General features: G+C 52.8%; 25 protein-coding genes, 1 pseudogene and 1 riboswitch. Of the genes and pseudogenes, 14 read left to right on the top strand and 12 right to left on the bottom strand.

Annotated elements, in window-relative coordinates; translation table 11 throughout:
• Positions 1–141 precede the first annotated feature (141 nt).
• The 5 genes from mcbA to ybiJ all read left to right on the top strand — a co-directional run bounded on the left by mcbA (position 142) and on the right by ybiJ (position 4,693).
• Positions 142–402 carry a DUF1471 family periplasmic protein McbA gene (mcbA, locus tag FEM44_RS18535; RefSeq protein ID WP_010347475.1) on the top strand — a complete coding sequence of 87 codons (261 nt, stop codon included), beginning with the start codon at positions 142–144 and terminating at the stop codon, positions 400–402.
• Positions 403–666: 264 nt separating this feature from the next.
• Positions 667–2,949: a catecholate siderophore receptor Fiu gene (locus tag FEM44_RS18530; protein WP_135522966.1), complete on the top strand. Its 2,283-nt coding sequence runs from the start codon at positions 667–669 to the stop codon at positions 2,947–2,949.
• 201 nt (positions 2,950–3,150) lie between these two features.
• Positions 3,151–3,828 carry a PKHD-type hydroxylase YbiX gene (gene ybiX / locus FEM44_RS18525; protein WP_135486463.1) on the top strand — a complete coding sequence of 226 codons (678 nt, stop codon included), beginning with the start codon at positions 3,151–3,153 and terminating at the stop codon, positions 3,826–3,828.
• A gap of 73 nt (positions 3,829–3,901) precedes the next feature.
• Positions 3,902–4,168, top strand: coding sequence for a C4-type zinc finger protein YbiI (gene ybiI, locus FEM44_RS18520; protein ID WP_029305370.1), 267 nt, complete (start codon positions 3,902–3,904; stop codon positions 4,166–4,168).
• 264 nt (positions 4,169–4,432) lie between these two features.
• A complete protein-coding gene (gene ybiJ, locus FEM44_RS18515) occupies positions 4,433–4,693 on the top strand; it encodes a DUF1471 family protein YbiJ (RefSeq protein ID WP_000849307.1) in 261 nt (86 codons plus the stop codon).
• A 228-nt stretch (positions 4,694–4,921) separates the two neighbouring features.
• Here ybiJ and hcxB read toward each other — a convergent pair whose 3' ends face one another.
• The 3 genes from hcxB to dinG all read right to left on the bottom strand — a co-directional run bounded on the left by hcxB (position 4,922) and on the right by dinG (position 9,288).
• Positions 4,922–6,007 (bottom strand): hydroxycarboxylate dehydrogenase HcXB, encoded by a 1,086-nt coding sequence (gene hcxB, locus FEM44_RS18510; protein WP_135522967.1) that lies wholly within the window; start codon positions 6,005–6,007, stop codon positions 4,922–4,924.
• 140 nt (positions 6,008–6,147) lie between these two features.
• Entirely contained in the window at positions 6,148–7,110 is a 963-nt protein-coding gene (gene ybiB, locus FEM44_RS18505) for a DNA-binding protein YbiB (RefSeq protein WP_135522968.1), read from the bottom strand.
• A 27-nt stretch (positions 7,111–7,137) separates the two neighbouring features.
• Positions 7,138–9,288 (bottom strand): ATP-dependent DNA helicase DinG, encoded by a 2,151-nt coding sequence (dinG, locus tag FEM44_RS18500; protein ID WP_135522969.1) that lies wholly within the window; start codon positions 9,286–9,288, stop codon positions 7,138–7,140.
• A 119-nt stretch (positions 9,289–9,407) separates the two neighbouring features.
• Between dinG and ybiA the strand changes: the two genes are divergently transcribed.
• Positions 9,408–9,890, top strand: a complete 483-nt coding sequence (gene ybiA / locus FEM44_RS18495) for an N-glycosidase YbiA (protein WP_135522970.1) — start codon at positions 9,408–9,410, stop codon at positions 9,888–9,890.
• A 233-nt stretch (positions 9,891–10,123) separates the two neighbouring features.
• Here the strand turns inward: ybiA and rhlE are convergent, their stop codons facing one another.
• Positions 10,124–11,488 (bottom strand): ATP-dependent RNA helicase RhlE, encoded by a 1,365-nt coding sequence (gene rhlE / locus FEM44_RS18490; RefSeq protein WP_130214883.1) that lies wholly within the window; start codon positions 11,486–11,488, stop codon positions 10,124–10,126.
• Positions 11,489–11,716: 228 nt separating this feature from the next.
• On the opposite strand from rhlE, the gene cecR reads away from it, so the two are divergent.
• Genes cecR through FEM44_RS18465 form a run of 5 tightly spaced genes read left to right on the top strand, consistent with a single transcriptional unit; the run spans position 11,717 to position 17,358 of the window.
• Positions 11,717–12,388, top strand: coding sequence for a DNA-binding transcriptional regulator CecR (gene cecR, locus FEM44_RS18485; RefSeq protein ID WP_024191852.1), 672 nt, complete (start codon positions 11,717–11,719; stop codon positions 12,386–12,388).
• A 2-nt stretch (positions 12,389–12,390) separates the two neighbouring features.
• Positions 12,391–13,386 (top strand): secretion protein HlyD, encoded by a 996-nt coding sequence (gene hlyD, locus FEM44_RS18480; protein WP_135491098.1) that lies wholly within the window; start codon positions 12,391–12,393, stop codon positions 13,384–13,386.
• The gene (locus FEM44_RS18475; protein ID WP_135522971.1) at positions 13,379–15,115 is read left to right on the top strand and encodes an ATP-binding cassette domain-containing protein; all 1,737 of its coding nucleotides are present in this window, start codon (positions 13,379–13,381) and stop codon (positions 15,113–15,115) included. Before hlyD ends, FEM44_RS18475 begins: the two co-directional genes overlap by 8 nt.
• A complete protein-coding gene (locus tag FEM44_RS18470; RefSeq protein WP_000070112.1) occupies positions 15,108–16,241 on the top strand; it encodes an ABC transporter permease in 1,134 nt (377 codons plus the stop codon). Before FEM44_RS18475 ends, FEM44_RS18470 begins: the two co-directional genes overlap by 8 nt.
• Positions 16,242–16,251: 10 nt before the next feature.
• Complete coding sequence (locus FEM44_RS18465) at positions 16,252–17,358, top strand: ABC transporter permease (protein ID WP_000469031.1); 1,107 nt, start codon at positions 16,252–16,254, stop codon at positions 17,356–17,358.
• Here FEM44_RS18465 and FEM44_RS18460 read toward each other — a convergent pair.
• Positions 17,320–17,730: a YbhQ family protein gene (locus tag FEM44_RS18460; RefSeq protein WP_064530095.1), complete on the bottom strand. Its 411-nt coding sequence runs from the start codon at positions 17,728–17,730 to the stop codon at positions 17,320–17,322. The two genes, FEM44_RS18465 and FEM44_RS18460, sit on opposite strands and share 39 nt — an antisense overlap.
• 132 nt (positions 17,731–17,862) lie before the next feature.
• Here FEM44_RS18460 and FEM44_RS18455 point away from each other — a divergent pair, with 132 nt between their 5' ends.
• From FEM44_RS18455 to FEM44_RS18445, 3 genes are read left to right on the top strand one after another with little or no spacing between them, the layout of a single operon-like run.
• On the top strand, positions 17,863–18,624 hold the full coding sequence (locus FEM44_RS18455) for an endonuclease/exonuclease/phosphatase family protein (protein ID WP_135522972.1): 762 nt from the start codon (positions 17,863–17,865) through the stop codon (positions 18,622–18,624).
• Positions 18,621–19,862: a cardiolipin synthase ClsB gene (clsB, locus tag FEM44_RS18450; RefSeq protein ID WP_135522973.1), complete on the top strand. Its 1,242-nt coding sequence runs from the start codon at positions 18,621–18,623 to the stop codon at positions 19,860–19,862. The genes FEM44_RS18455 and clsB overlap by 4 nt, the downstream gene beginning before the upstream one ends.
• Entirely contained in the window at positions 19,862–20,818 is a 957-nt protein-coding gene (locus tag FEM44_RS18445; protein WP_135522974.1) for a lysylphosphatidylglycerol synthase domain-containing protein, read from the top strand. Before clsB ends, FEM44_RS18445 begins: the two co-directional genes overlap by 1 nt.
• Before the next feature lie 211 nt (positions 20,819–21,029).
• Here FEM44_RS18445 and FEM44_RS18440 read toward each other — a convergent pair.
• The 7 genes and pseudogenes from FEM44_RS18440 to moaA form a co-directional block, all read right to left on the bottom strand.
• A pseudogene (locus FEM44_RS18440) lies at positions 21,030–21,247 on the bottom strand (hypothetical protein); the annotation flags it as partial.
• 113 nt (positions 21,248–21,360) lie between these two features.
• Positions 21,361–22,065, bottom strand: a complete 705-nt coding sequence (locus FEM44_RS18435) for a Bax inhibitor-1/YccA family protein (protein WP_130214899.1) — start codon at positions 22,063–22,065, stop codon at positions 21,361–21,363.
• A gap of 135 nt (positions 22,066–22,200) precedes the next feature.
• On the bottom strand, positions 22,201–22,653 hold the full coding sequence (moaE, locus tag FEM44_RS18430; protein ID WP_000852287.1) for a molybdopterin synthase catalytic subunit MoaE: 453 nt from the start codon (positions 22,651–22,653) through the stop codon (positions 22,201–22,203).
• Between the two features lies 1 nt (position 22,654).
• Complete coding sequence (gene moaD, locus FEM44_RS18425; protein WP_135522975.1) at positions 22,655–22,900, bottom strand: molybdopterin synthase sulfur carrier subunit; 246 nt, start codon at positions 22,898–22,900, stop codon at positions 22,655–22,657.
• The gene (gene moaC / locus FEM44_RS18420; protein WP_000080885.1) at positions 22,893–23,378 is read right to left on the bottom strand and encodes a cyclic pyranopterin monophosphate synthase MoaC; all 486 of its coding nucleotides are present in this window, start codon (positions 23,376–23,378) and stop codon (positions 22,893–22,895) included. Before moaC ends, moaD begins: the two co-directional genes overlap by 8 nt.
• 2 nt (positions 23,379–23,380) lie before the next feature.
• Entirely contained in the window at positions 23,381–23,893 is a 513-nt protein-coding gene (gene moaB / locus FEM44_RS18415) for a molybdenum cofactor biosynthesis protein B (protein WP_135405766.1), read from the bottom strand.
• A gap of 21 nt (positions 23,894–23,914) precedes the next feature.
• Positions 23,915–24,904: a GTP 3',8-cyclase MoaA gene (moaA, locus tag FEM44_RS18410; protein WP_135522976.1), complete on the bottom strand. Its 990-nt coding sequence runs from the start codon at positions 24,902–24,904 to the stop codon at positions 23,915–23,917.
• A riboswitch (molybdenum cofactor riboswitch) is annotated at positions 24,892–25,036 on the bottom strand. It overlaps the preceding gene by 13 nt.
• Positions 25,037–25,168: the final 132 nt, after the last annotated feature.

Below are 25,168 nucleotides of genomic sequence, written 5' to 3'. Positions count from 1 at the left end.
CATGTCATTGATTTGTCTTATTTTGTAAAAATATATCGTTCAAAAAATAAGCACATCTCTGTCAATTTTTTGCGTCATTTGCATCGCACAGGCGACCTACACTTATCAGGCACTACTCGTTGTATTTCTGAGGATGTCATTATGAAAAAGTGCCTCGCACTACTGATTGCCACCGTCCTGAGCGGAATCACCTTCACGGCTTATGCCGCGCAGCCTCTGAGTAACCAGGACAGCGGTCAGCTACGGCCCGCCGGTACCGTTTCAGCAACTGGCGCATCAAACCTAAGCGATCTGGAGGATAAACTGGCAGAAAAAGCGCGCGAACAAGGCGCGAAAGGTTATGTCATTAATTCCGCAGGCGGAAATGACCAGATGTTCGGTACTGCAACCATCTACAAATAACCCCACCAACGTAACTGCATTCGCCTCTGGATGCAGTTTTCGCCTGTTTTGTAATCAAAAAACATCAAATATGAACGCAATGTAAATAAATGTATTTCTTTTTCGCGTAATGGGTGATAGAAAATCGCGCCAAGTGATAATGCTTATCAAAATTATTATCACTTTCACGAACACTATTACGGGATTAACAGTGGCATCGCATCTGCAGAGATGCTTTCTCGTGACAGTGAAAACTTAAACATATAAGAAAAAGTCACCTGCTAAATGGAAAACAATCGCAATTTCCCTGCCAGACAATTTCATTCGCTCACGTTCTTTGCCGGTCTTTGTATTGGCATCACGCCTGTGGCACAGGTACTCGCCGCCGAAGGACAAACTAACGCGGATGACACGCTGGTTGTCGAAGCATCAACGCCTTCGCTTTATGCGCCACAACAATCTGCCGATCCGAAATTCTCGCGTCCGGTAGCGGATACGACCCGCACGATGACGGTGATTTCCGAACAGGTGATTAAAGATCAGGGCGCGACTAACCTTACCGACGCACTCAAAAACGTCCCCGGCGTAGGCGCATTTTTTGCTGGTGAGAACGGTAACTCCACCACTGGCGACGCCATTTATATGCGCGGTGCCGACACCTCTAACAGTATTTATATTGATGGCATTCGCGATATCGGCAGCGTCTCGCGCGACACCTTCAATACTGAGCAGGTCGAAGTGATTAAAGGGCCGTCCGGCACCGACTACGGGCGCAGCGCGCCGACGGGCTCGATCAATATGATCAGCAAGCAGCCGCGCAATGATTCCGGCATTGACGCCTCCGCCAGTATTGGCAGCGCCTGGTTCCGCCGCGGCACGCTGGACGTCAATCAGGTGATTGGCGATACCTCCGCGGTGCGTCTGAATGTGATGGGCGAAAAAACGCACGATGCCGGACGCGACAAAGTCAAAAATGAGCGTTACGGCGTCGCCCCTTCTGTAGCTTTTGGCCTTGGCACAGCGAATCGTTTGTATCTTAATTATCTGCATGTCACCCAGCACAACACGCCAGACGGCGGTATTCCGACCATCGGTTTGCCCGGCTATTCCGCCCCATCTGCGGGAACGGCGGCACTGAATCATTCCGGAAAAGTAGATACGCATAACTTTTATGGCACGGATTCCGATTACGACGATTCGACCACCGATACCGCCACCATGCGTTTTGAACACGACATCAACGATAACACCACCATTCGCAATACTACGCGTTGGTCGCGCGTGAAGCAGGATTACCTGATGACGGCGATTATGGGTGGGGCGTCGAATATTACCCAGCCCACCAGCGATGTGAATAGTTGGACCTGGTCACGTACGGCGAACACCAAAGATGTGAGTAATAAAATTCTCACCAACCAGACCAACCTGACTACCACATTTTATACCGGCTCTATCGGTCATGATGTTAGTACTGGCGTGGAATTTACCCGTGAAACGCAGACCAACTACGGCGTTAATCCGGTGACGTTACCGGCGGTGAATATTTATCATCCTGACAGCAGCATTCATCCCGGCGGCCTGACGCGCAATGGCGCAAACGCCAATGGTCAGACGGATACCTTCGCAATTTATGCCTTCGATACGCTGCAAATCACCCGTGATTTTGAGCTGAACGGCGGAGTTCGGCTGGACAATTATCATACTGAATACGACAGTGCTACCGCCTGCGGCGGCAGTGGACGCGGCGCAGTCACCTGCCCTGCTGGCGTGGCAAACGGTTCTCCGGTCACCACCGTCGACACTGCCAAGTCGGGCAATCTGGTCAACTGGAAAGCCGGGGCGCTGTATCACCTGACGGAAAACGGCAATGTCTATATTAACTATGCCATTTCCCAACAACCACCAGGCGGCAGTAATTTCGCCCTTGCGCAGTCTGGCAGCGGTAACAGTGCCAGCCGCACCGACTTTAAACCGCAAAAAGCCAACACCACTGAGATTGGCACCAAATGGCAGGTGCTGGATAAACGCCTGTTGCTTACCGCCGCGCTGTTCCGTACTGATATCGAAAATGAAGTTGAGCAAAACGATGACGGGACTTACTCACAATACGGTAAGAAACGCGTCGAAGGCTATGAGATATCCGTGGCCGGGAATATCACGCCCGCGTGGCAGGTGATTGGCGGCTACACCCAGCAAAAAGCGACCATAAAAAATGGCGCGGATGTGGCTCAGGATGGTTCATCATCTCTGCCATATACGCCGGAACACGCCTTTACCTTATGGAGCCAATATCAGGCAACTGATGATATTTCCGTTGGCGCGGGCGCGCGTTACATCGGCAGTATGCATAAAGGTTCAGACGGCGCGGTGGGAACGCCAGCGTTTACCGAAGGTTATTGGGTCGCCGATGCCAAACTGGGATATCGGGTTAATCGCAATCTCGACTTCCAGCTAAACGTCTACAACCTGTTTGATACCGATTACGTCGCCTCGATCAACAAGAGCGGCTATCGTTATCACCCGGGCGAACCAAGAACGTTCCTGCTCACCGCCAATATGCATTTCTGATTCAGATGTGGGGTGCAGGGCTCACTAATGTTGATGGCGAGAACAGGACTGCCTGATGCGCTGCGCTTATCAGGCCTACGTGAACTCTGCAATATATTGAATTTGCATGCTTTTGTAGGCCGGATAAGGCGTTTGCGCCGCATCCGGCATGACTGTTAAAAATCGGTGTGGGGCGTAGGCCCCACTTTTTGGAGAACCTATATGATGTACCACATTCCCGGCGTGTTATCGCCACAGGACGTCGCGCGTTTTCTTGAACAACTGGAACAAGCCGAATGGGTTGATGGACGCGTCACCACCGGCGCACAAGGCGCACAAGTTAAGAACAATCAGCAAGTTGATATCCGCAGCGCCCTGTACGCCGAATTGCAAAATGAGGTGCTGAACGCGGTTAACCAACATGCTTTGTTCTTTGCCGCTGCCTTGCCGCGTACCCTTTCCACGCCACTGTTTAATCGCTATCAGAACAATGAAACCTATGGTTTTCATGTGGATGGTGCAGTACGCAGTCACCCGCAAAACGGCTGGATGCGCACTGACCTTTCTGCCACGCTGTTTTTGAGCGATCCACAAAGCTACGACGGCGGCGAACTGGTCGTTAATGACACCTTCGGACAACATCGGGTAAAACTTCCGGCAGGCGATCTGGTGTTATACCCCTCCAGCAGCCTGCACTGCGTGACACCCGTAACCCGCGGCGTGCGAGTGGCATCATTTATGTGGATCCAGTCGATGATCCGCGATGATAAAAAGCGCGCCATGCTGTTTGAACTGGACAACAATATTCAGTCGCTGAAAAGCCGCTACGGTGAAAGTGAAGAGATCCTGTCGCTGCTCAATCTTTATCATAATCTGCTGCGGGAATGGTCGGAGATCTGATGCTTGAACTGCCCGAGTTCGATCCTATATTAGCTACACTTAACTGTACAAGCATTGATATGGGGAGGACGATATGGCATCCGGTTGGGCTAACGATGACGCCGTCAACGAACAGATCAACAGTACAATTGAAGATGCGATCGCTCGCGCTCGGGGTGAAATTCCGCGTGGCGAAAGCCTGTATGAATGTGAAGAGTGTGGCACCCCCATCCCGCAGGCCCGTCGGGAAGCCATTCCTGGCGTGCGCTTATGCATTCATTGTCAGCAGGAGAAAGATTTACAAAAACCAGCTTATACAGGATATAATCGCAGAGGTTCGAAAGACAGCCAGTTACGTTAACTGCAACAGGCGGAATGTATAGCGAGTATAATTTGTATTTTGCGTGGCATTCCGTGCCTTTAACGCTGCCGTGACTACCATGCGATATAAAACGGGTCCATAAGTACAACAAATAAATGGTTTATCAATATGTTAGATATCAATCAATTTATTTGAACAAGGCGGTCAATTCTCTTCGATTTTATCTCTCGTAAAAAAACGTGATACTCATCACATCGACGAAACAACGTCACTTAAACAAAAATCACCTGCGAGAGATTAATTATGAAAACTATCAATACTGTTGTTGCTGCTATGGCTCTTTCAACTCTGTCATTTGGCGTATTTGCCGCGGAACCGGTAACGGCATCCCAGGCACAGAGCATGAACAAAATCGGCGTAGTTTCTGCCGATGGCGCATCCACCCTCGATGCCCTGGAAGCGAAACTGGCTGAGAAAGCTGCAGCTGCTGGGGCTAGTGGATACAGCATTACTTCCGCCACCAACAACAATAAATTAAGCGGAACTGCGGTTATCTATAAGTAATTCGTAAGTAGGATAAGACGTTTACACTGCATCCGACAACAGATGCCTGATGCGACGCTACCCCGTCTTGTCAGGCCTACAAAATCCGAACCGTTGGTCGGATATGGCGTTTACGCTACATCCAGCAAAAGTATTTCCCTGTCTGTTTGCCGACAGACGCATATGCTCTAACCCTCATTGATCCTATGTTACCCTTGTTTGCCCGTCCGACACTGGACGGGCTTTTTTTTAGCTGGCTAACTGCTGACAGAAAGCCTGCAACGTCTCTTCCGGCATACCAACCTGTCGCGCCGCATCACAAATGGCCTGCCAGCTTCCCGCATCCAATGGGATCCCCAACTCCTGCCGTTCGCGACGCGTGTTCACTTCCCACTCACCCGGTAGCAAAATCGGCTTATCTTCATCATGCGGCGAAGCTTTCACCCACTCGGCAAAGGCTTCGGTCTGCGCGCTACAATCCGGCGCACCGAACAGTTCCGGGTTGATGATGATAGTGGTCATGCAGTTAAGAATGGCATCGGGACTGGTTTGTAACGTTTCCTGATGCGTCGTTTTACCGCCAGAAAGCGCTCCGCCAAGAATTTCACACATCGCCGCCAAGGCGTAGCCTTTATGTTCGGCAAAGGTCAACAACGAACCCAACGGCGACTCCTGCATGACCGCCGGATTTGTCGTCGGGACGCCGTTAACATCAATCAGGCAGCCTGGCGGCACGGGGACACCTTTATGCCAGGCGACGCGAGTTTTACCAAATGCGATGGCGCTGGTGGCGTAATCAAGCAACAGTGGGAAATTATCTTTACGTGGGAAAATCACACAGAACGGATTGGTGCCAAAGCGGCTGTCGCGGCCGTGGAACGGTGCAACCATTGGAATACCGACCACGTTAACAAAGTGAATAGAGACAAACCCCGCCGCCGCGCACTGTTCCGCCCAATAACCGATTCGGCCGATATGATGCGAGTTATGTAGCGCCACGGCAGCAATGCCGTGCTGATGCGCTTTCTCAATCCCCAGCGCCATCGCTTCGTGTGCCGCCACCTGACCAAATGCGCGATCGCCATCAAGCGTGACCACAGCCCCCGCCTCTTTGATAATTTTGGCATGATGGTTGATTTGCAAAGAACCCAGGCGCCAGGAATGCACATAGCTTGGGATCATGCCAATACCATGTGAATCATGCCCAGCCAGATTTGCCGCGATTAAATGATCGGCAACTAATTTTGCTTCCTGTTCCTCGCTCCCCATCTGACGAAATACAGCCTGAATAAAACGGTGTAGCGTCTGCGCATAAAAGCGATGACCACTTTCCATAGTTAACTCCTGTTTATGTTATATGCCTGTTGCTTTTTTATGCTGCGCGCCAGACGCGGGAAGGTCAATAAAGATGCAGGAATTTCATATTGCGGTGGGGTAAAGGCCGGATGACAGTGCTCATCCGGCGGAGAGAAAAATTAAAATGCCTGATTAACGCGCGCCAGGCCGTCGCTAATGGTTGCCACTTCGCCCACCGCCAGCAGGCAGCAAGCCATCTGGATTTTTAGTGACTGGGGAATCGGTTCGTTGCCAGCCAGGCAACGTTCAATCCACTGCGCCGTGGTTTCCGGGTCTTTGGCTTGTGGCAGTAGCTCGCTGCCAGCAGTGTCCTGTTTTTCATACAGCACCCGCATCCCTTCACGGTCGATCAGATTGATTTGCGGGCAGCGTTGCGGATTAGCATAAACTTCACCTTCAGTGCCATGCATTAACAGCGCTCGTCCGCCAATATCGCTAAAGAACTTCGCGACGCGTCCAATGTATTCCGGATGTGAAACGCTGGAAAGACGCAGCGCCTCACCTTCGGCAAATGGCGTCGCCAGTTTCGCCAGGGTATGCGCACTGTTACGCACACCCATCCGCCAGCGCATCGCCAGTTGTTTTTCCAGCGGCGGGCAAAACGCGCCCACAGGCATAAACACCGGTTGATGTTCGTCGAGCTTCGCCTGCGCCTGCCCGCCGTGCAACGTTGACGTAATACCCATCAGTTCGAAAATGGTTTCTGTCAGCACGCGGGTTGGATCTTCGCTAACCCCGTGAACCACCACAGGAAAACCGAGTTTATGCAGCAGAATCGCCAACAACGGCGTCAGGTTGGCCTGTTTACGCGCGCCGTTGTAACTGGGGATGACGATGGGCATCGGCTTGCCTGCTGGCGGCGTCAGCTTGATGGTGTGATTTTGCATGGCTTCGTAAAAGCCGAGCATCTCTGCTTCCCCTTCCCCTTTGATACGCAGCGCAATCAATACGCCGCCCAACTCAAGGTCAGGGACTTCACCGTTGAGCATATGGGCATACAGACCGCGCGCAGTATCCCGGTCTAAATCGCGCGCGTGGTTTTTCCCGCGCCCGATCTCTTTAATGATTTTGCGATAGTCCATTTACGACTCCTTACCTGACTCACATCATTAACGCCGCCGACGACGTGGGGATTTCGCTTTTTCTTTCTTTTTAACTATACCTTCAGGGACTTCCGGTTGCTCAATCGGAAATACCGGTAATGCATCCAGTAGTCGCTTGCCATAGTTTTTGGTCAGCAAGCGTTTATCGTAAATCACCACTTCCCCCCAGCAGCTGTGGCTTCGGATCAAACGCCCGACCTGCTGGATCAGGTTAAACGAGGCGCTCGGCAGGCTTTGCACCTCAAACGGATAGCGATTGAGGCTTTTCAGCCACTCCCCTTCGGTGATCACCACCGGGCTGTCAATAGGTGGAAAGGCAATTTTATGGATATGCACCTGACTTAGCAGCTCGCCCTTTAAATCCAGCCCTTCGGCAAAAGACTGTAAGCCCACCAGTACGCTGCGCTCACCGTTGGCGACGCGTTTGCGATGCAGTTCAACTAAGCGATAGCGAGGCTGATCGCCCTGCACCAGCAACATCAACCGTAAATCCGTCACATAGTCGAGAAACCGCTGCATCGCACGCCCGCTGGCAAACAGTACCAACATACCGAGGTGTTTTTTGCTCTCCACCTGCTCACGGAAGAACGCCGCCATTTCAGCAATGTGCTGTTCTTCGTTGTCAATGGAAGGCTCAAAGCGCATCCGGGGAATAACAATTTTGCCCTGTTCGCAGTGGTTGAAGGGGGAATCCAGCGCCACAAAGCGGTCGCCCGCTTTCTCTTTCAGCCCGCTCATCTCCTGCAAACGCGAAAAACTGTTCAGCGATCGCAAGGTCGCGGAGGTGACAATAATGTGCGGAATACTGCGCCACAGCAGCCTTTCCAGTTGATCGCTAACGCGGATCCCCACGCAGTGAAACCAGAGATGCAGCTGCCCGTCGCGTTCTTCCCGCGTCGCCCATTTGGTCACTGGCGCACCGGAAGATTGCGCCAGCGAAGCCAGCCGCCAGAGTTTGCTTTGCGCCTCAAACATCCCCAGCGCGCGGTTCATCTGCAAAATCAAACGGTGCAGACGCACAATATCGTGGCTGCCGGTTTTCTCACTTAAATCGTTAAGAAATAACTCCGCCAGACCACGCAGCATCTCGGTGAGTTTCGCCAGCCGCTGGCAGATCTCCAGCACTTCATCAGGCAGTTCGCCCATCGCAAAACGGTGCTCTGCCTCCTGCCCGGCAGGCATGTAGAGATTGAGAATGTTGTTTAACGAGGCGATAAGCTCATACAACTCTTCACAATGCGCATTCAAACGCTCAGGGATCGCCAGCGGTGGGATCGTCTTCGGGCGAAACTGCTCCATGCAGGTAGCGACCAGTTTGGTGAACAAGTCCAGCTGTAGCCGATACCACGGTGCGGTGATTTCGGCGCTCATCTCCAGCGCATCCCGCGCCACGTCCGGCAGGTGATGACCTTCGTCCAGCACCAGCAGCAGATTTTTCGGGTCAGGTAATACGGCTTCGCTTTCCATCGCCGCCATCACCAGCGCATGGTTTGCCACCACCACTTCTGCTTCCTGAATCTCCCGACGGGCAACAAAAAACGGGCATTCGCGATAGTAATAACAGTTGCGGTTAAGACAACTGGCCTTATCGGTACTCAAACGACGCCAGAGATCATCATCAATGGCGATATCAGTATGATCGCGCAGACCATCCCATTTATAAGTGTCGAGATCGCCCTTCAGCTTCGCACAACGTTTTTGTTCTTCCTGATTGTTCGGCGTCAGCTCGTCGTCAAGAAACGCCAGCAGATCCTGTTGCGTGGGTTCAGTACTGGCGAGCGCCGTCAGATTACGCGGACAAACGTAGCGCCCACGCCCAAAAGCGGCGGTAAATTTGAGATCGGGAATGATCTTTTTCAGCAGCGGTAAATCTTTACTGTAGATCTGATCCTGCAACGCCACGTTGGCGGTACTCACCACCAGCGTTTTTTGCTCTTCGCGGGCAATGGCGATGCCGGGAATCAAATAGGAGAGCGTTTTCCCAACGCCGGTGGGGGCTTCAATCGCCAGATGCCGCCCTTCTTCTCCGGCCAGCGTTTTGGCGACGTCCGCAATCATCTGCCGCTGCGGCGCACGGGGAATAAAGTCGGGGATCTGTTCCTGAAGCGCCTTATACCAGGCGGCGATTTGCGCTTTAAGCGCGGCGGTTAATGCCATGAGAAAACCTGAAATACTGTATAAACAGCCAATATTGTGGCATTTTTCGGTTTTCAGGGGTAATGGTTTTTCTGTTTCTGGAAAGCGGCTCGCAATAACAACCAACATAATGCGGTTTAATGCCCGTTCGAACACAAAGGACCCAACACGTCATGCAAGACACCACCATAAATTTCTACAACACCGGCGATGACTACGGTGATTTTTCTAACTTTGCCGCCTGGCCCATTAAGGTTGACGGGAAAACCTGGCCCACCTCAGAACACTATTTCCAGGCACAAAAATTCCTTGATGAAAAATACCGCGAAGAGATCCGTCGGGTTTCTTCCCCCATGGTCGCCGCACGCTTGGGTCGCGATCGTTCTAAGCCTCTGCGTAAAAACTGGGAGTCGGTCAAAGAACAGGTGATGCGTAAAGCTCTTCGCGCTAAATTCGAACAGCATGCAGAACTGCGCGTGCTCTTACTGGCAACAGCGTCCGCAAAACTGGTTGAGCATACGGAAAATGATGCTTACTGGGGAGACGGTGGTAATGGTAAGGGCAAGAATCGACTGGGCTACCTTTTAATGGAGTTGCGCGAACAATTGGCTATAGAAAAGTAACGTCTCGGGTGGCTTATGGGCGGTAAAACAGAGAAATCTTTTTTCCGCGTTCTCAAATTGCTGACAAGTGCTTGTTGTGAAATGCCGGATGCGGCGAAAACGCCTTATCCGACCTACAAAAGCATGGAAATTCAATATATTGCAGATTTCACGTAGGCCTGATAAGCGTAGCGCATCAGGCAGTTTTGCGTTTGTCATCAGCCTGATGCCGGGCATAGCCCGGCATCAAAAGATTACTGCGCAGCGGCAGGTTTACGCGGACGGCGACGACGTTGTTGTTCGCCTGCCGGTTTGGCATCGCCGAGGCGACGAGATGGTTTTTCTGCAGGTTTCGCGCTTGCAGATTTTGCGCCACCTTCCCCACGGCGAGGTTGCTGTTGACTGCGACCACCACCTTGCCCACGACCGCCGCCGCCACGTTGCTGGCGACCATTCTGGATTGGTTCCGCTTTGATTGACGGGTCCGGCTCATAGCCAGGAATCGCAATGCGCGGGATCTCTTTTTTCAGCAGTTTTTCGATATCACGCAGCAGTTTGTGTTCATCAACACATACCAGCGACAACGCTTCACCGGTAGCTGCCGCGCGACCGGTACGCCCGATACGGTGGACATAATCTTCCGGTACGTTTGGCAGTTCATAGTTGACGACGTGCGGCAACTCTTCGATATCCAGACCGCGCGCAGCGATGTCAGTTGCCACCAGTACACGAATATCGCCCGATTTAAAATCGGCCAGCGCGCGAGTACGTGCACCTTGCGATTTATTGCCATGGATCGCCGCACTGCGGATACCATCTTTATTAAGCTGTTCCGCCAGATGGTTAGCGCCATGTTTGGTACGGGTAAACACCAGCACCTGCTGCCAGTTCCCTTTACCAATCATATGCGACAGCAATTCGCGTTTGCGTTTCTTATCAACAAAGTGAACGTGCTGGGTCACCTGATCAGACGCGGTATTGCGGCGTGCCACTTCGATTTCCAGCGGGTTGTGCAACAGTTTTTCCGCCAGGGCTTTAATATCGTCAGAGAAGGTCGCGGAGAACAACAGGTTCTGGCGCTTCGCGGGCAGTTTTGTTAACACGCGACGGATATCGTGGATAAAGCCCATGTCGAGCATACGGTCAGCTTCATCGAGGACGAGGATTTCTATCTGGTCCAGCTTCACCGCATTCTGATGTTCCAGGTCCAGCAAACGCCCCGGCGTTGCCACCAGAACATCAACGCCGCCACGTAATTTCATCATCTGCGGGTTAATGCTGACGCCACCAAACACCACCAGCGAACGAATGTTCAGGTATTTGCTGTAATCACGGACGTTTTCGCCAATCTGCGCCGCCAGTTCACGGGTCGGGGTAAGAATGAGCGCACGTACCGGACGACGCCCTTTGGCGTGCGGCTCGCGGGAAATCAGGTGTTGTAGTAGCGGCAACGTAAAGCCCGCTGTTTTGCCCGTGCCGGTCTGGGCACTGGCCATCAGGTCGCGGCCTTCCAGCACCGCAGGGATCGCCTGCTGCTGAATAGGGGTGGGTTCACGGTAACCTTGCTCGGCAACGGCGCGCAGGATATCAGGGCTTAAACCCAAAGAATCGAAAGACATAACTACTCCGAACCGCCCCGACCGTTACCGGTGTAGTTTTCAGGGAGATACTGAAAAGGAAAATGACAAAAACCACAATGTCATGAGGGAGCGGAGTGTAGCAGTTTTTGTGACGCAGCGCATAAATTATCCCTGTGACTGGCGTTGCTAAAATTCCTGACCATACTGGACAACGCTAAAAATGAGTCATAATCTTAATCAATCATTTGATTAAGAATGGGCTGTGCTATGAATAGTCCTGCCATGACAACCAAAGGTGAACAGGCGAAAAAACAGCTGATTGCTGCGGCACTGGCACAGTTTGGTGAGTATGGAATGAACGCCACCACCCGTGATATCGCCGCCCAGGCCGGGCAGAATATCGCTGCCATTACCTATTACTTCGGTTCGAAAGAAGATTTGTACCTCGCCTGCGCCCAGTGGATTGCCGATTTTATTGGCGAGCAGTTCCGTCCGCACGCCGAAGAGGCCGAACGCTTGTTCGCACAACCACAGCCGGATCGCGCCGCTATCCGCGAACTGATCCTTCGCGCCTGCAGGAACATGATCCAACTGCTCACCCAGGATGACACCGTCAACCTCAGCAAGTTTATCTCCCGTGAACAGCTCTCCCCCACGGCGGCCTACCATCTGGTGCATGAACAGGTGATTAGCCCGCTACACAGCCATCTTACACGCCTGATTGCCGCCTGGACCGGCTGCGACGCCAACGATACCCGCATGATCCTCCATACCCATGCGCTGATTGGCGAGATTCTGGCGTTTCGTCTCGGCAAAGAAACGATTCTGTTACGTACCGGCTGGACCGCGTTCGATGAAGAAAAGACCGAACTGATTAACCAGACGGTAACCTGTCATATCGACCTGATTTTGCAAGGATTATCGCAAAGGAGTTTGTAGTGATGAAAAAACCTGTCGTAATTGGACTGGCGGTAGTGGTTCTTGCCGCCGTGATTGCCGGAGGCTACTGGTGGTATCAAAGCCGCCAGGATAACGGCCTGACGCTGTATGGCAATGTGGATATTCGCACCGTAAATCTGAGCTTCCGTGTCGGGGGTCGCGTTGAATCGCTGGCGGTGGACGAAGGTGATGCTATCAAAGCGGGTCAGGTGCTGGGCGAGCTGGATCACAAGCCGTATGAGATTGCCCTGATGCAGGCGAAAGCGGGCGTTTCGGTGGCTCAGGCTCAGTATGACCTGATGCTTGCCGGGTATCGCGATGAAGAAATCGCTCAGGCCGCCGCAGCGGTGAAACAGGCGCAAGCCGCCTATGACTATGCGCAGAACTTCTATAACCGCCAGCAAGGATTGTGGAAAAGCCGCACCATTTCGGCAAATGACCTGGAAAATGCCCGCTCCTCGCGCGACCAGGCCCAGGCAACGCTGAAATCAGCGCAGGATAAATTGCGTCAGTACCGTTCCGGTAACCGCGAACAGGACATCGCCCAGGCGAAAGCCAGCCTCGAACAGGCGCAGGCGCAACTGGCACAGGCGGAGCTGAATTTACAGGACTCAACGTTGGTAGCCCCCTCTGATGGCACGCTGTTAACCCGCGCGGTGGAGCCTGGCACGGTGCTTAATGAAGGTGGCACGGTGTTTACCGTTTCACTGACACGTCCGGTATGGGTGCGTGCCTATGTTGATGAACGTAATCTTGACCAGGCCCAGCCGGGGCGCAAAGTGCTGCTCTATACCGATGGTCGCCCGAATAAGCCCTATCACGGGCAGATTGGTTTCGTTTCGCCGACTGCTGAATTTACCCCGAAAACCGTCGAAACGCCGGATCTGCGTACCGACCTCGTCTATCGCCTGCGTATTGTGGTGACCGACGCCGATGATGCGTTACGCCAGGGAATGCCGGTGACGGTGCAATTCGGTAACGAGGCAGGACATGAATGATGCCGTTATCACGCTGAACGGCCTGGAAAAACGCTTTCCGGGCATGGACAAGCCCGCCGTCGCGCCGCTCGATTGTACCATTCATGCTGGTTATGTGACGGGGCTGGTGGGGCCGGACGGAGCGGGCAAAACCACGCTGATGCGGATGCTGGCGGGATTACTGAAACCCGACAGCGGCAGCGCCACGGTGATTGGCTTTGATCCGATCAAAAACGACGCTGCGCTGCACGCCGTGCTCGGCTATATGCCGCAGAAATTCGGTCTGTATGAAGATCTCACGGTGATGGAGAATCTCAATCTGTACGCGGATTTGCGCAGCGTCACCGGTGAAGCGCGGAAGCAGACTTTTGCTCGCCTACTGGAGTTTACGTCTCTTGGCCCGTTTACCGGACGCCTGGCGGGTAAGCTCTCCGGCGGGATGAAGCAAAAACTCGGCCTGGCCTGTACCCTGGTGGGCGAACCAAAAGTGTTGCTGCTCGATGAACCGGGCGTCGGCGTCGACCCCATCTCACGGCGCGAGCTGTGGCAGATGGTGCACGAACTGGCAGGCGAAGGAATGTTAATTCTCTGGAGTACTTCGTATCTCGACGAAGCCGAACAGTGCCGCGACGTGCTTCTGATGAACGAAGGCGAGCTGTTATATCAGGGAGAACCGACGGCCCTGACGCAAACCATGGCCGGACGTAGCTTTCTGATGACCAGCCCGCACGAGGGCAACCGCAAACTGCTACAACGGGCATTAAAACTGCCGCAGGTCAGCGACGGCATGATTCAGGGGAAATCGGTACGCCTGATCCTCAAAAAAGAGGCCACGCCAGACGATATTCGCCGCGCCGACGGGATGCCGGAAATCGACATCAGCCAAACCACGCCCCGCTTTGAAGATGCGTTTATTGATTTGCTGGGCGGCGCTGGAACCTCGGAATCGCCGCTGGGCGCAATATTGCATACGGTAGAAGGTACACCCGACGAGACAGTGATCGAAGCGAAAGAGCTGACCAAAAAGTTTGGCGATTTTGCCGCCACCGATCATGTTAATTTTGCTGTCAAACGCGGTGAAATCTTTGGTTTGCTCGGGCCAAACGGCGCAGGGAAATCGACCACCTTTAAGATGATGTGCGGTTTGCTGGTGCCGACCTCTGGTCAGGCGCTGGTGCTGGGGATGGATCTGAAAGAGAGTTCTGGTAAAGCGCGCCAGCATCTCGGCTATATGGCGCAAAAGTTTTCGCTCTACGGCAACCTGACGGTCGAACAGAATTTACGCTTTTTCTCTGGTGTGTATGGCTTACGCGGTCGGGCGCAGAACGAAAAAATCTCCCGTATGAGCGAGGCGTTCGGCCTGAAAAGTATCGCCTCCCACGCGACCGATGAACTGCCATTAGGTTTTAAACAGCGGCTGGCGCTGGCCTGTTCGCTGATGCATGAACCGGACATTCTGTTTCTCGATGAACCGACTTCCGGCGTTGATCCCCTCACCCGCCGCGAATTCTGGCTGCATATCAATAGCATGGTAGAGAAAGGTGTCACGGTGATGGTCACCACCCACTTTATGGATGAAGCGGAATATTGCGACCGCATTGGCCTGGTGTACCGTGGGAAATTAATCGCCAGCGGCACGCCGGACGATTTGAAAGCGCAGTCGGCCAACGATGAGCAACCCGATCCCACTATGGAGCAAGCCTTTATTCAGTTGATCCACGACTGGGATAAGGAGCATAGCAATGAGTAACCCGATCCTTTCCTGGCGTCGCGTGCGGGCGCTGTGCGTCAAAGAGACGCGGCAGATCATTCGCGATCCGAGTAGCTGGCTGATTGCGGTGGTGATCCCACTGCTACTGCTGTTTATTTTTGGTTACGGCATTAACCTCGACTCCAGCAAGCTGCGCGTCGGGATTTTACTGGAACAGCGTAGCGAAGCGGCGCTGGATTTCACCCACACCATGACCGGTTCGCCCTACATCGACGCCACCATCAGCGATAACCGTCAGGAACTGATCGCCAAAATGCAGGCGGGGAAAATTCGCGGTCTGGTGGTTATTCCGGTGGATTTCGCCGAACAGATGGAGCGCGCCAACGCCACCGCACCGATTCAGGTGATCACCGACGGCAGTGAGCCGAATACCGCTAACTTTGTGCAGGGGTATGTCGAAGGGATCTGGCAGATCTGGCAAATGCAGCGAGCGGAGGATAACGGGCAGACTTTTGAACCGCTTATTGATGTACAAACCCGCTACTGGTTTAACCCGGCGGCGATAAGCCAGCACTTTATTATCCCCGGTGCGGTGACCATTATCATGACGGTCATCGGCGCGATTCTCACCTCGCTGGTGGTGGCGCGAGAATGGGAACGCGGCACCATGGAGGCTTTGCTCTCTACGGAGATTACCCGCACGGAACTGCTGCTGTGTAAGCTAATCCCCTATTACTTTCTCGGTATGCTGGCGATGCTGCTGTGTATGCTGGTGTCGGTATTTATTCTCGGTGTGCCCTATCGCGGTTCGCTGTTGATCCTGTTTTTTATTACCAGTCTGTTTTTGCTCAGTACCCTGGGGATGGGGCTGCTGATTTCCACAATTACCCGCAACCAGTTCAACGCCGCTCAGGTGGCACTGAACGCCGCTTTCCTGCCGTCGATTATGCTCTCTGGTTTTATTTTTCAGATCGACAGTATGCCTGCGGTGATCCGCGCGGTGACGTACATTATTCCCGCACGTTACTTCGTCAGCACCCTGCAAAGCCTGTTCCTCGCCGGGAATATTCCAGTGGTGCTGGTGGTGAACGTGCTGTTTTTGATCGCTTCGGCGGTGATGTTTATCGGCCTGACATGGCTTAAAACCAAACGTCGGCTGGATTAGGGAGAAGAGCATGTTTCATCGCTTATGGACGTTAATTCGCAAAGAGTTGCAGTCGCTGCTGCGCGAACCGCAAACCCGCGCAATTCTGATTTTACCCGTGCTGATTCAGGTGATTCTGTTCCCGTTCGCCGCCACGCTGGAAGTGACTAACGCCACCATCGCCATCTACGATGAAGATAACGGCGAGCACTCGGTAGAACTTACTCAACGTTTTGCCCGCGCCAGCGCCTTTACCCATGTGCTGCTACTGAAAAGCCCGCAGGAGATCCGCCCGACAATCGACACGCAAAAGGCGTTACTACTGGTACGTTTTCCGGCTGACTTCTCGCGCAAACTGGATACCTTCCAGACCGCGCCGTTGCAGTTGATTCTCGACGGGCGTAACTCCAACAGTGCGCAAATAGCCGCCAACTACCTGCAACAGATCGTCAAAAATTATCAGCAGGAGCTGCTGGAAGGAAAACCGAAGCCAAACAACAGCGAACTGGTGGTACGCAACTGGTATAACCCGAATCTCGACTATAAATGGTTCGTGGTGCCGTCGCTGATTGCCATGATAACCACTATTGGCGTAATGATCGTCACTTCACTTTCCGTCGCCCGCGAACGTGAACAAGGTACGCTCGATCAGCTCCTGGTTTCGCCGCTCACCACCTGGCAGATATTTATCGGCAAAGCCGTACCGGCGTTAATTGTCGCCACATTCCAGGCGACCATTGTGCTGGCCATTGGTATATGGGCATATCAAATCCCCTTCGCCGGATCGCTGGCGCTGTTCTACTTTACGATGGTGATTTACGGTTTATCGCTGGTGGGATTCGGTCTGTTGATTTCGTCACTCTGCTCAACGCAACAGCAGGCGTTTATCGGCGTGTTCGTCTTTATGATGCCCGCCATTCTGCTTTCCGGTTACGTTTCGCCGGTGGAGAACATGCCGGTGTGGCTGCAAAACCTGACGTGGATTAACCCTATTCGCCACTTTACGGACATTACCAAGCAGATTTATTTGAAGGATGCGAGTCTGGATATTGTGTGGAACAGCTTGTGGCCGCTATTGGTCATAACGGCCACGACAGGGTCAGCGGCGTACGCGATGTTTAGACGTAAGGTGATGTAATTTTTTATCTTTCGCCAGTAACGACACTACCGCCGGGCCGGCAAGGATCGCCAGCCCTGCAACAGCCAGCAAATAGTTGTTTTCCAGTACGCGGGACAACAGCCACAACACAATCAGCGCCGCGCCAAAATACCAGGTGGTGGTCAGCTCTTCCAGCACATCCGCCACCTCTCGCCAGCGTTGCTCGGGATGACGCTGAAACACCAGCATCATCACCACGGTGACACAATACAGCACGCATAATCCCACGCCGACGTGAACCAGAGTTTTACTCATCCAGCCCATCACCAGCAGCGCCACTACCAGTAAATGCAACATAATCTGCCAGCAACTTAGGCCAGTTGCGACACGAACACGTTGTTGCCACTTCATGGCTTCTCTCCTGAAGAATTTATCTCTACTAACTCAGAGTACCGAACTTTACGGAAAATTCCGTAAGACCGCACCTTTTTGTGACGCCGACTACACTATTTCAATGAGATAAGAGGCCAAAACGGGAAAATTATGCCCGATCAAACACAACACTTTTCGTTCAAGGTGCTCACCATCAATATTCACAAAGGTTTTACCGCGTTTAACCGACGCTTCATTTTGCCGGAACTTCGCGACGCCGTGCGCACCGTCAACGCCGATATTGTTTGCCTGCAGGAAGTGATGGGCGCGCACGAAGTTCATCCGCTGCGTGTAGAAAACTGGCCCGACACATCTCACTACGAGTTTCTTGCCGACACCATGTGGAGCGATTTTGCCTACGGTCGCAATGCTGTGTATCCGGAAGGGCATCACGGCAACGCCATACTGTCACGCTATCCCATTGAACATTATGAAAATCGCGATGTTTCTGTCGATGGTGCGGAAAAGCGCGGCGTGCTCTACTGCCGCATTGTGCCGCCGATGACCGGGAAAGCGATTCATGTGATGTGCGTACATTTGGGCCTGCGTGAGGCGCACCGTCAGGCGCAGATTGCGATGCTCGCCGAATGGGTGAATGAGCTGCCGGACGGCGAACCGGTATTGGTAGCGGGTGATTTCAACGACTGGCGGCAAAAAGCTAGTCATCCGTTAAAAATGCAGGCCGGGCTGGATGAGATATTTACCCGCGCCCACGGACGCCCGGCGCGTACGTTTCCGGTGCAATTTCCTCTACTACGACTGGACAGGATCTACGTCAAAAATGCCAGCGCCAGCGCACCAACCGCGTTGCCGCTGCGGACATGGCGACACCTTTCTGATCATGCCCCTTTAAGTGCGGAGATTCATTTATGAAATGTAGCTGGCGCGAAGGCAATAAGATCCAGTTGCTGGAAAACGGCGAGCAATATTATCCCGCGGTGTTTAAGGCGATTGGCGAGGCACAAGAACGCATCATTCTTGAAACGTTTATCTGGTTTGAGGATGACGTCGGCAAACAGCTGCATGCGGCACTACTGGCAGCAGCGCAACGCGGGGTTAAAGCGGAAGTGTTGCTGGATGGCTACGGTTCGCCGGATCTCAGCGATGAGTTTGTCAATGAATTGACGGCAGCTGGCGTGGTGTTCCGCTACTACGATCCCCGCCCTCGCCTTTTGGGTATGCGCACCAATGTGTTTCGCCGGATGCATCGCAAAATTGTGGTGATCGACGCGCGTATCGCCTTTATTGGCGGGCTGAATTACTCCGCCGAGCATATGTCCAGCTACGGTCCAGAGGCTAAACAGGATTACGCGGTACGCCTCGAAGGGCCGATTGTCGAAGATATTCTCCAGTTTGAGCTGGAAAACCTGCCAGGACAGAGCGCGGCCCGACGCTGGTGGCGACGTCATCACAAAGCGGAAGAGAATCACCAGCCGGGAGAAGCGCAGGTATTGCTGGTCTGGCGCGATAACGAAGAACATCGCAGCGATATTGAGCGTCACTATCTGAAAATGCTCACTCAGGCGCGGCGGGAAGTCATTATCGCCAACGCCTACTTCTTCCCCGGCTATCGATTTTTGCACGCCTTGCGTAAAGCGGCACGGCGCGGGGTGCGGATCAAACTGATTATTCAGGGCGAACCGGATATGCCCATTGTCAGAGTCGGCGCGCGCTTGCTGTATAACTATCTGGTTAAAGGCGGCGTTCAGGTGTTTGAGTACCGCCGCCGCCCGCTACATGGCAAAGTCGCATTGATGGACGATCATTGGGCGACAGTAGGGTCCAGTAATCTCGATCCGCTCAGTTTGTCACTGAATCTCGAAGCAAATGTCATCATCCACGATCGTAATTTTAACCAGACGCTGCGAGACAATCTTAACGGCATTATCGCCGCAGATTGTCAGCAGGTAGATGAGACCATGCTGCCGAAACGCACCTGGTGGAACCTGACCAAAAGCGTGCTGGCGTTCCACTTTTTACGCCACTTCCCGGCGCTGGTGGGCTGGCTTCCGGCACACACGCCGCGTCTGGCACAGGTTGATCCCCCCGCACAACCGACAATGGAAACGCAGGATCGGGTAGAAGCGGAAAACACGGGGGTAAAACCCTGATGAGTAAATCGCATCCACGCTGGCGCCGGGTAAAGAAGATCCTCACCTGGCTGTTTTTTATTGCGGTGATTGTGTTGCTGGTGGTCTACGCCAAAAAGGTAGACTGGGAAGAGGTCTGGAAGGTCATCCGCGACTACAATCGCGTTGCGCTGCTCAGTGCGGTTGGGCTGGTGGTCATCAGCTATCTGATATACGGCTGTTATGACCTGCTAGCCCGCTCTTACTGCGGTCACAAACTGGCGATGCGCCAGGTGATGCTGGTGTCGTTTATCTGCTACGCCTTCAACCTGACGCTCAGTACCTGGGTCGGCGGCATTGGTATGCGCTATCGTTTGTACTCCCGGCTAGGGTTACCGGGCAGCACTATTACACGAATTTTCTCGCTCAGTATTACCACCAACTGGCTGGGCTATATTTTACTGGCAGGGATTATCTTTACCGCAGGCGTGGTGGAACTGCCGGATCACTGGTATGTCGATCAAACCACGCTGCGCATTCTCGGCCTTGGCTTACTGATGATTATCGCGGTTTATTTGTGGTTTTGCGCTTTCGCAAAGCACCGCCATATGACCATCAAAGGGCAAAAGCTGGTGCTGCCTTCATGGAAATTTGCCCTCGCCCAGATGCTGATTTCCAGCGTTAACTGGATGGTAATGGGAGCGATTATCTGGCTGTTACTTGGTCAAAGCGTGAACTATTTCTTTGTACTGGGCGTGTTGCTGGTTAGTAGTATTGCTGGCGTCATCGTGCATATTCCGGCGGGAATTGGTGTGCTGGAAGCGGTGTTTATCGCGCTACTGGCTGGGGAGCATACATCCAAAGGCACAATTATCGCCGCCCTGCTCGCTTACCGTGTGCTGTATTACTTTATCCCGCTGCTGCTGGCGCTGATCTGTTACCTGCTACTGGAAAGCCAGGCGAAGAAGCTACGGGCGAAAAATGAAGCGGCGATGTGAAGTTCGGTTAAGTTCTTTTGGTTTCTGTAGATTGTTAGCAAAGTGCTATTTGTTCATGGCGGATGCGGCGTGAACGCCTTATCCGCCCTACAAAACCGGGCTAAATTAATAGATTACAATTCCAGTCTGTGCCTGCTAAACGTAGCGCATCGGGCTCATTGCGTTTCCTCATAATTTTACCCAAGAAAGAAATTTACCTATTTTTCTATGACTAATGAAAAAACCGCGTATGCCTTTGCCAAACAAGTGTTATAGCTATTGCTGCAAGAATCCCAAAGAAGCCGATAAAATAATAATAGAGAGTTAACGCACCTATAAAAGCGCAACGACAATCGCCACCAAAGAGATTAAAAACAGATACATTACACCTGCGATGGCAGCATTTATCTTATTGATATCTTTACTTAAGCCATATATACAAAAAATTATATTTATGGATGTGCCCCCATGTCATGGGCGCATTTCATAACAGGCTTTTATTCGTTGTCGTTTTAATTAGAAAAAATCCCGGCACCAGGCCGGGATTTGGAGGGGAAACGGAATTAACGACGATTGCCAAAAATTCGCAGCAACATCAGGAACAGGTTGATGAAGTCCAGATACAAGGTTAACGCGCCAAGAATGGAGTATTTACGCAGGTTCGACGCGTCACGGGTATCAATCTGCTCACCCATATTTTTCAATTTCTGAGTGTCATAGGCGGTCAATCCGACAAAAACAATCACGCCGATGTAGGTGACCGCCCACATCAACGCTTCGCTTTTCAGCCAGAAGTTGACCAGCGATGCCAGCACAATACCGATCAACGCCATAAACAGCATATTGCCGAAGCCGCTTAAATCGCGCTTCGTGGTGTAACCGTACAGGCTCATTGCGCCGAACATCCCGGCAGTAACGACGAAAGTGCTGGCGATAGAGGCAGCGGTATAGACAATGAAAATACTGGAAAGCGTCAGGCCCGTCAGCGCCGAATAAAGCATAAAGAGCATCGTCGTTACACCTGCGCTCAGCTTTTGAATCATCGCTGATAACACAATAACCAGAGCTAATTGTGCTATTACCAGACCAATTAAAAAGATGCGGTTGGTGAATAACAGCTCCATAACGGCGGCGGAATTGGCCGCATACCAGGCAACAAACGCAGTAAGCAGCAAGCCTACTGTCATCCAGCCATAGACCTGTGCCATATAGGTTTGAAGGCCAGTTCGGGTTTGTACGATTGAATCAGAACGTGGGAATCTGTCCATGACTTTCTCCTGAAGATATAAGGAATATCTAAAGGATACTGCAAATGATGAGGGTGTGCATCGACGCGGCGTGAAAGCATGTACTGAACGGTGAAATTGCCGGATGCAGCTGTGCGGTATCCGGCCTGCTAAAAACTACCAGCGTTTGGCCGCCTGCTGATCGCTCTCCCGGGCTTCGACCCAGCGGTCGCCTTCCGGCGTGGCTTCGCGCTTCCAGAACGGTGCGCGGGTTTTGAGATAATCCATAATAAACTGCCCGGCTTCAAACGCACTGCTGCGATGCGCACTGGTAACACCGACAAAAACAATTTCATCACCCGGCCATAATTCACCAATGCGGTGAATTACCGTGACGCGCCCCAGCGGCCAGCGGTTACGCGCTTCATCAACGATTTCCGCCAGTGCTTTTTCTGTCATTCCCGGATAGTGTTCGAGGGTTAATGCTTTGACGCTGTCTCCCAGGTTATGGTTGCGCACCTTACCGGTAAACGTGACCACTGCACCGTCTTCGTCACGCTCCGCCAGCCACGGGTACTCTTCCCCTACACTGAACGGCTGCGGTCCGACAACAATTTTGGTTTCTGCCATCTTAACCTCCGGTTACCGGCGGGAAGAAAGCCACTTCGTCGCCGTCATTCAGCGGATGGTCAAAACTCACCAGCGTCTGGTTGACGGCAGCCAGCAATTTGCCATCTTCCAGCGCCAGCGCCCAGCGATCGCTCTGCGCAGCCAGGTGCTGGCGTAACGCTTCAACGGTTGGGAAATCCGCAGCCACTTCGATTGCATCTGTTCCCACCAACTCGCGCACCTGGGCGAAAAAAAGAACTTTAATCATCCGCTTCCACCTTAAAATCGCCCGACTTGCCGCCGCTCTTTGCCAGCAAACGTACCGGACCAATCACCATATCTTTTTGCACCGCTTTGCACATGTCATAAATGGTCAGCGCCGCCACGGAGGCCGCGGTTAACGCTTCCATTTCGACGCCGGTTTTCCCGGTCAGGCGGCATAAGGTTTCTATACGTACCCGATTGTGCTCCGGCTCGGCCTGTAAATTGACTTCGACTTTACTGAGCATCAGCGGATGACACAGCGGGATCAGATCCCAGGTGCGTTTTGCCGCCTGAATACCGGCAATCCGCGCAGTGGCAAACACATCGCCTTTGTGGTGGCGACCATCGATGATCATCGCCAGCGTCTCGCTACGCATGGTGACAAAGGCTTCAGCTCGTGCTTCACGTACGGTTTCCGCTTTGGCGGAGACATCCACCATGTGCGCTTCGCCAGCGGCGTTGATATGGGTCAGTTGCGACATACTTATTTCTTCAAATGTGGATGGAAATTGCATGGACGTGTACGGGCATCCAGCTGTGGCGCGATGATATTTTCCCAGGCGGTGCGGCACGCTTTGGTCGAGCCCGGCATGGCGAAAATCAGTGTCTTATTTGCGACGCCCGCTACCGCACGGGATTGCAACGTTGCAGTGCCAATCTCCTCAAACGACAGCATACGGAACACTTCACCAAAACCTTCGACTTCACGGTCGAACAGCGGCAGCAGTGCTTCGGGAGCCTGATCACCTTCCGTCAGGCCAGTACCACCCGTAATCAACACCACTTGTACATCGTCGCTGGCGATCCACGCAGATACCTGAGCGCGAATAGCGTAGCGGTTTTCTTTGACAATGGCTTTATCGACAACCTGATGGCCCGCTTCCTGCGCCGAATCGCGCAGATAGTGACCGGAGGTATCGTCTTCTTCACCGCGACGATTAGAAACCGTAAGAATAGCAATACGGGTCGGGATAAATTCAGTGCTTACCTGACTCATCTGATCTCTCCTTTTGACGTTTTAGCCGCCAATGTACGATAAGTTTTGCGTAATACCGGTGTTGTTTTGATGCAGGAAATGGGTCTGTTTTTTCTCCCGCAGCGCCGCTGAAATACGCGCTTCCAGCGCCTGTTGCTGGGTATCGTCTTCCAGCAGATCGCGCAGGTTAACGCCGCCCTCACCAAACAGGCAGAGATGGAGTTTACCAATGGAGGAGACACGCAGGCGGTTGCAAGTGGCGCAGAAGTCTTTTTCATACGGCATAATTAGGCCAATCTCTCCGGCGTAATCCGGATGACAAAAGACTTGCGCGGGACCGTCGCTACGTTGACGTAATTGGTGGATCCAGCCGCGACGCAGTAGCTCGTCACGCAGAACCTGACCAGAGATGTGATGCTTACGGAAGAGCTCGCTGCCCTCGCCCGTTTCCATCAGTTCGATGAAACGCAGCTGGATAGGACGATGCTGGATCCAGTTCAGAAAGGTGTCGAGTTGGTGATGGTTGACATCGCGCATCAGCACGGTATTGACTTTGACCTTCTCAAAGCCCGCCTCAAATGCAGCATCGATGCCAGCCATTACCTGATTGAATTTATCCTGGCCGGTAATGGCATGAAACTGACGAGCGTCGAGACTATCAACACTGACGTTAATCCCCGTCAGTCCGGCATCGCGCCAGTTCGCTACGTCGCGTTCCAGACGGTAACCATTAGTGGTGACCGCAATCTGACGGATTGCGTCATTTTCCCGCACAGCGGCGATGATCTCGGTAAAGTCGCGACGTAAAGACGGCTCTCCGCCTGTCAGACGGACTTTTTCGGTGCCCAGACTGGCAAAGGCGCGCGTAACCCGGCGAATTTCTTCGACGGTCAGAAAGCCTTTATTGGTGACGCCGCTCGGCTTGTAGCCATCCGGCAGGCAATATGTGCAACGAAAGTTACACACATCGGTAATCGACAGGCGCAAGTAATAAAACTTACGCGCAAATGCATCAGTCAGTTGTGAAGCCATGTACACCTTTCCAGATACGGGAGGCGAAGTCATTTCTTCCTTCGCCCTGGTGGCAACCTTTCAAAGCATTGTCACGGCCAAAGCACCATATCAGTTGACCCAGGTGCAGAGGCTAGAGTGTTTAGTGGTTATGCCGATACTAGCGCGTAAATGAGATTTTTACCATTCACCCTTTTCGCTATGTAATCATGTATATAGCGTCATGATCGGCCTATTTCGCTACAGAATAAGGGAAAATGGCGGTTTTACTTTGATATACATCAT

The sequence above is a fragment of the Escherichia sp. E4742 genome (genome assembly GCF_005843885.1).
Lineage (GTDB): Bacteria > Pseudomonadota > Gammaproteobacteria > Enterobacterales > Enterobacteriaceae > Escherichia.
The sequence above is the reverse complement of the archived record's forward strand: the minus strand, read 5'-3'. Positions and strand labels throughout refer to the sequence as shown.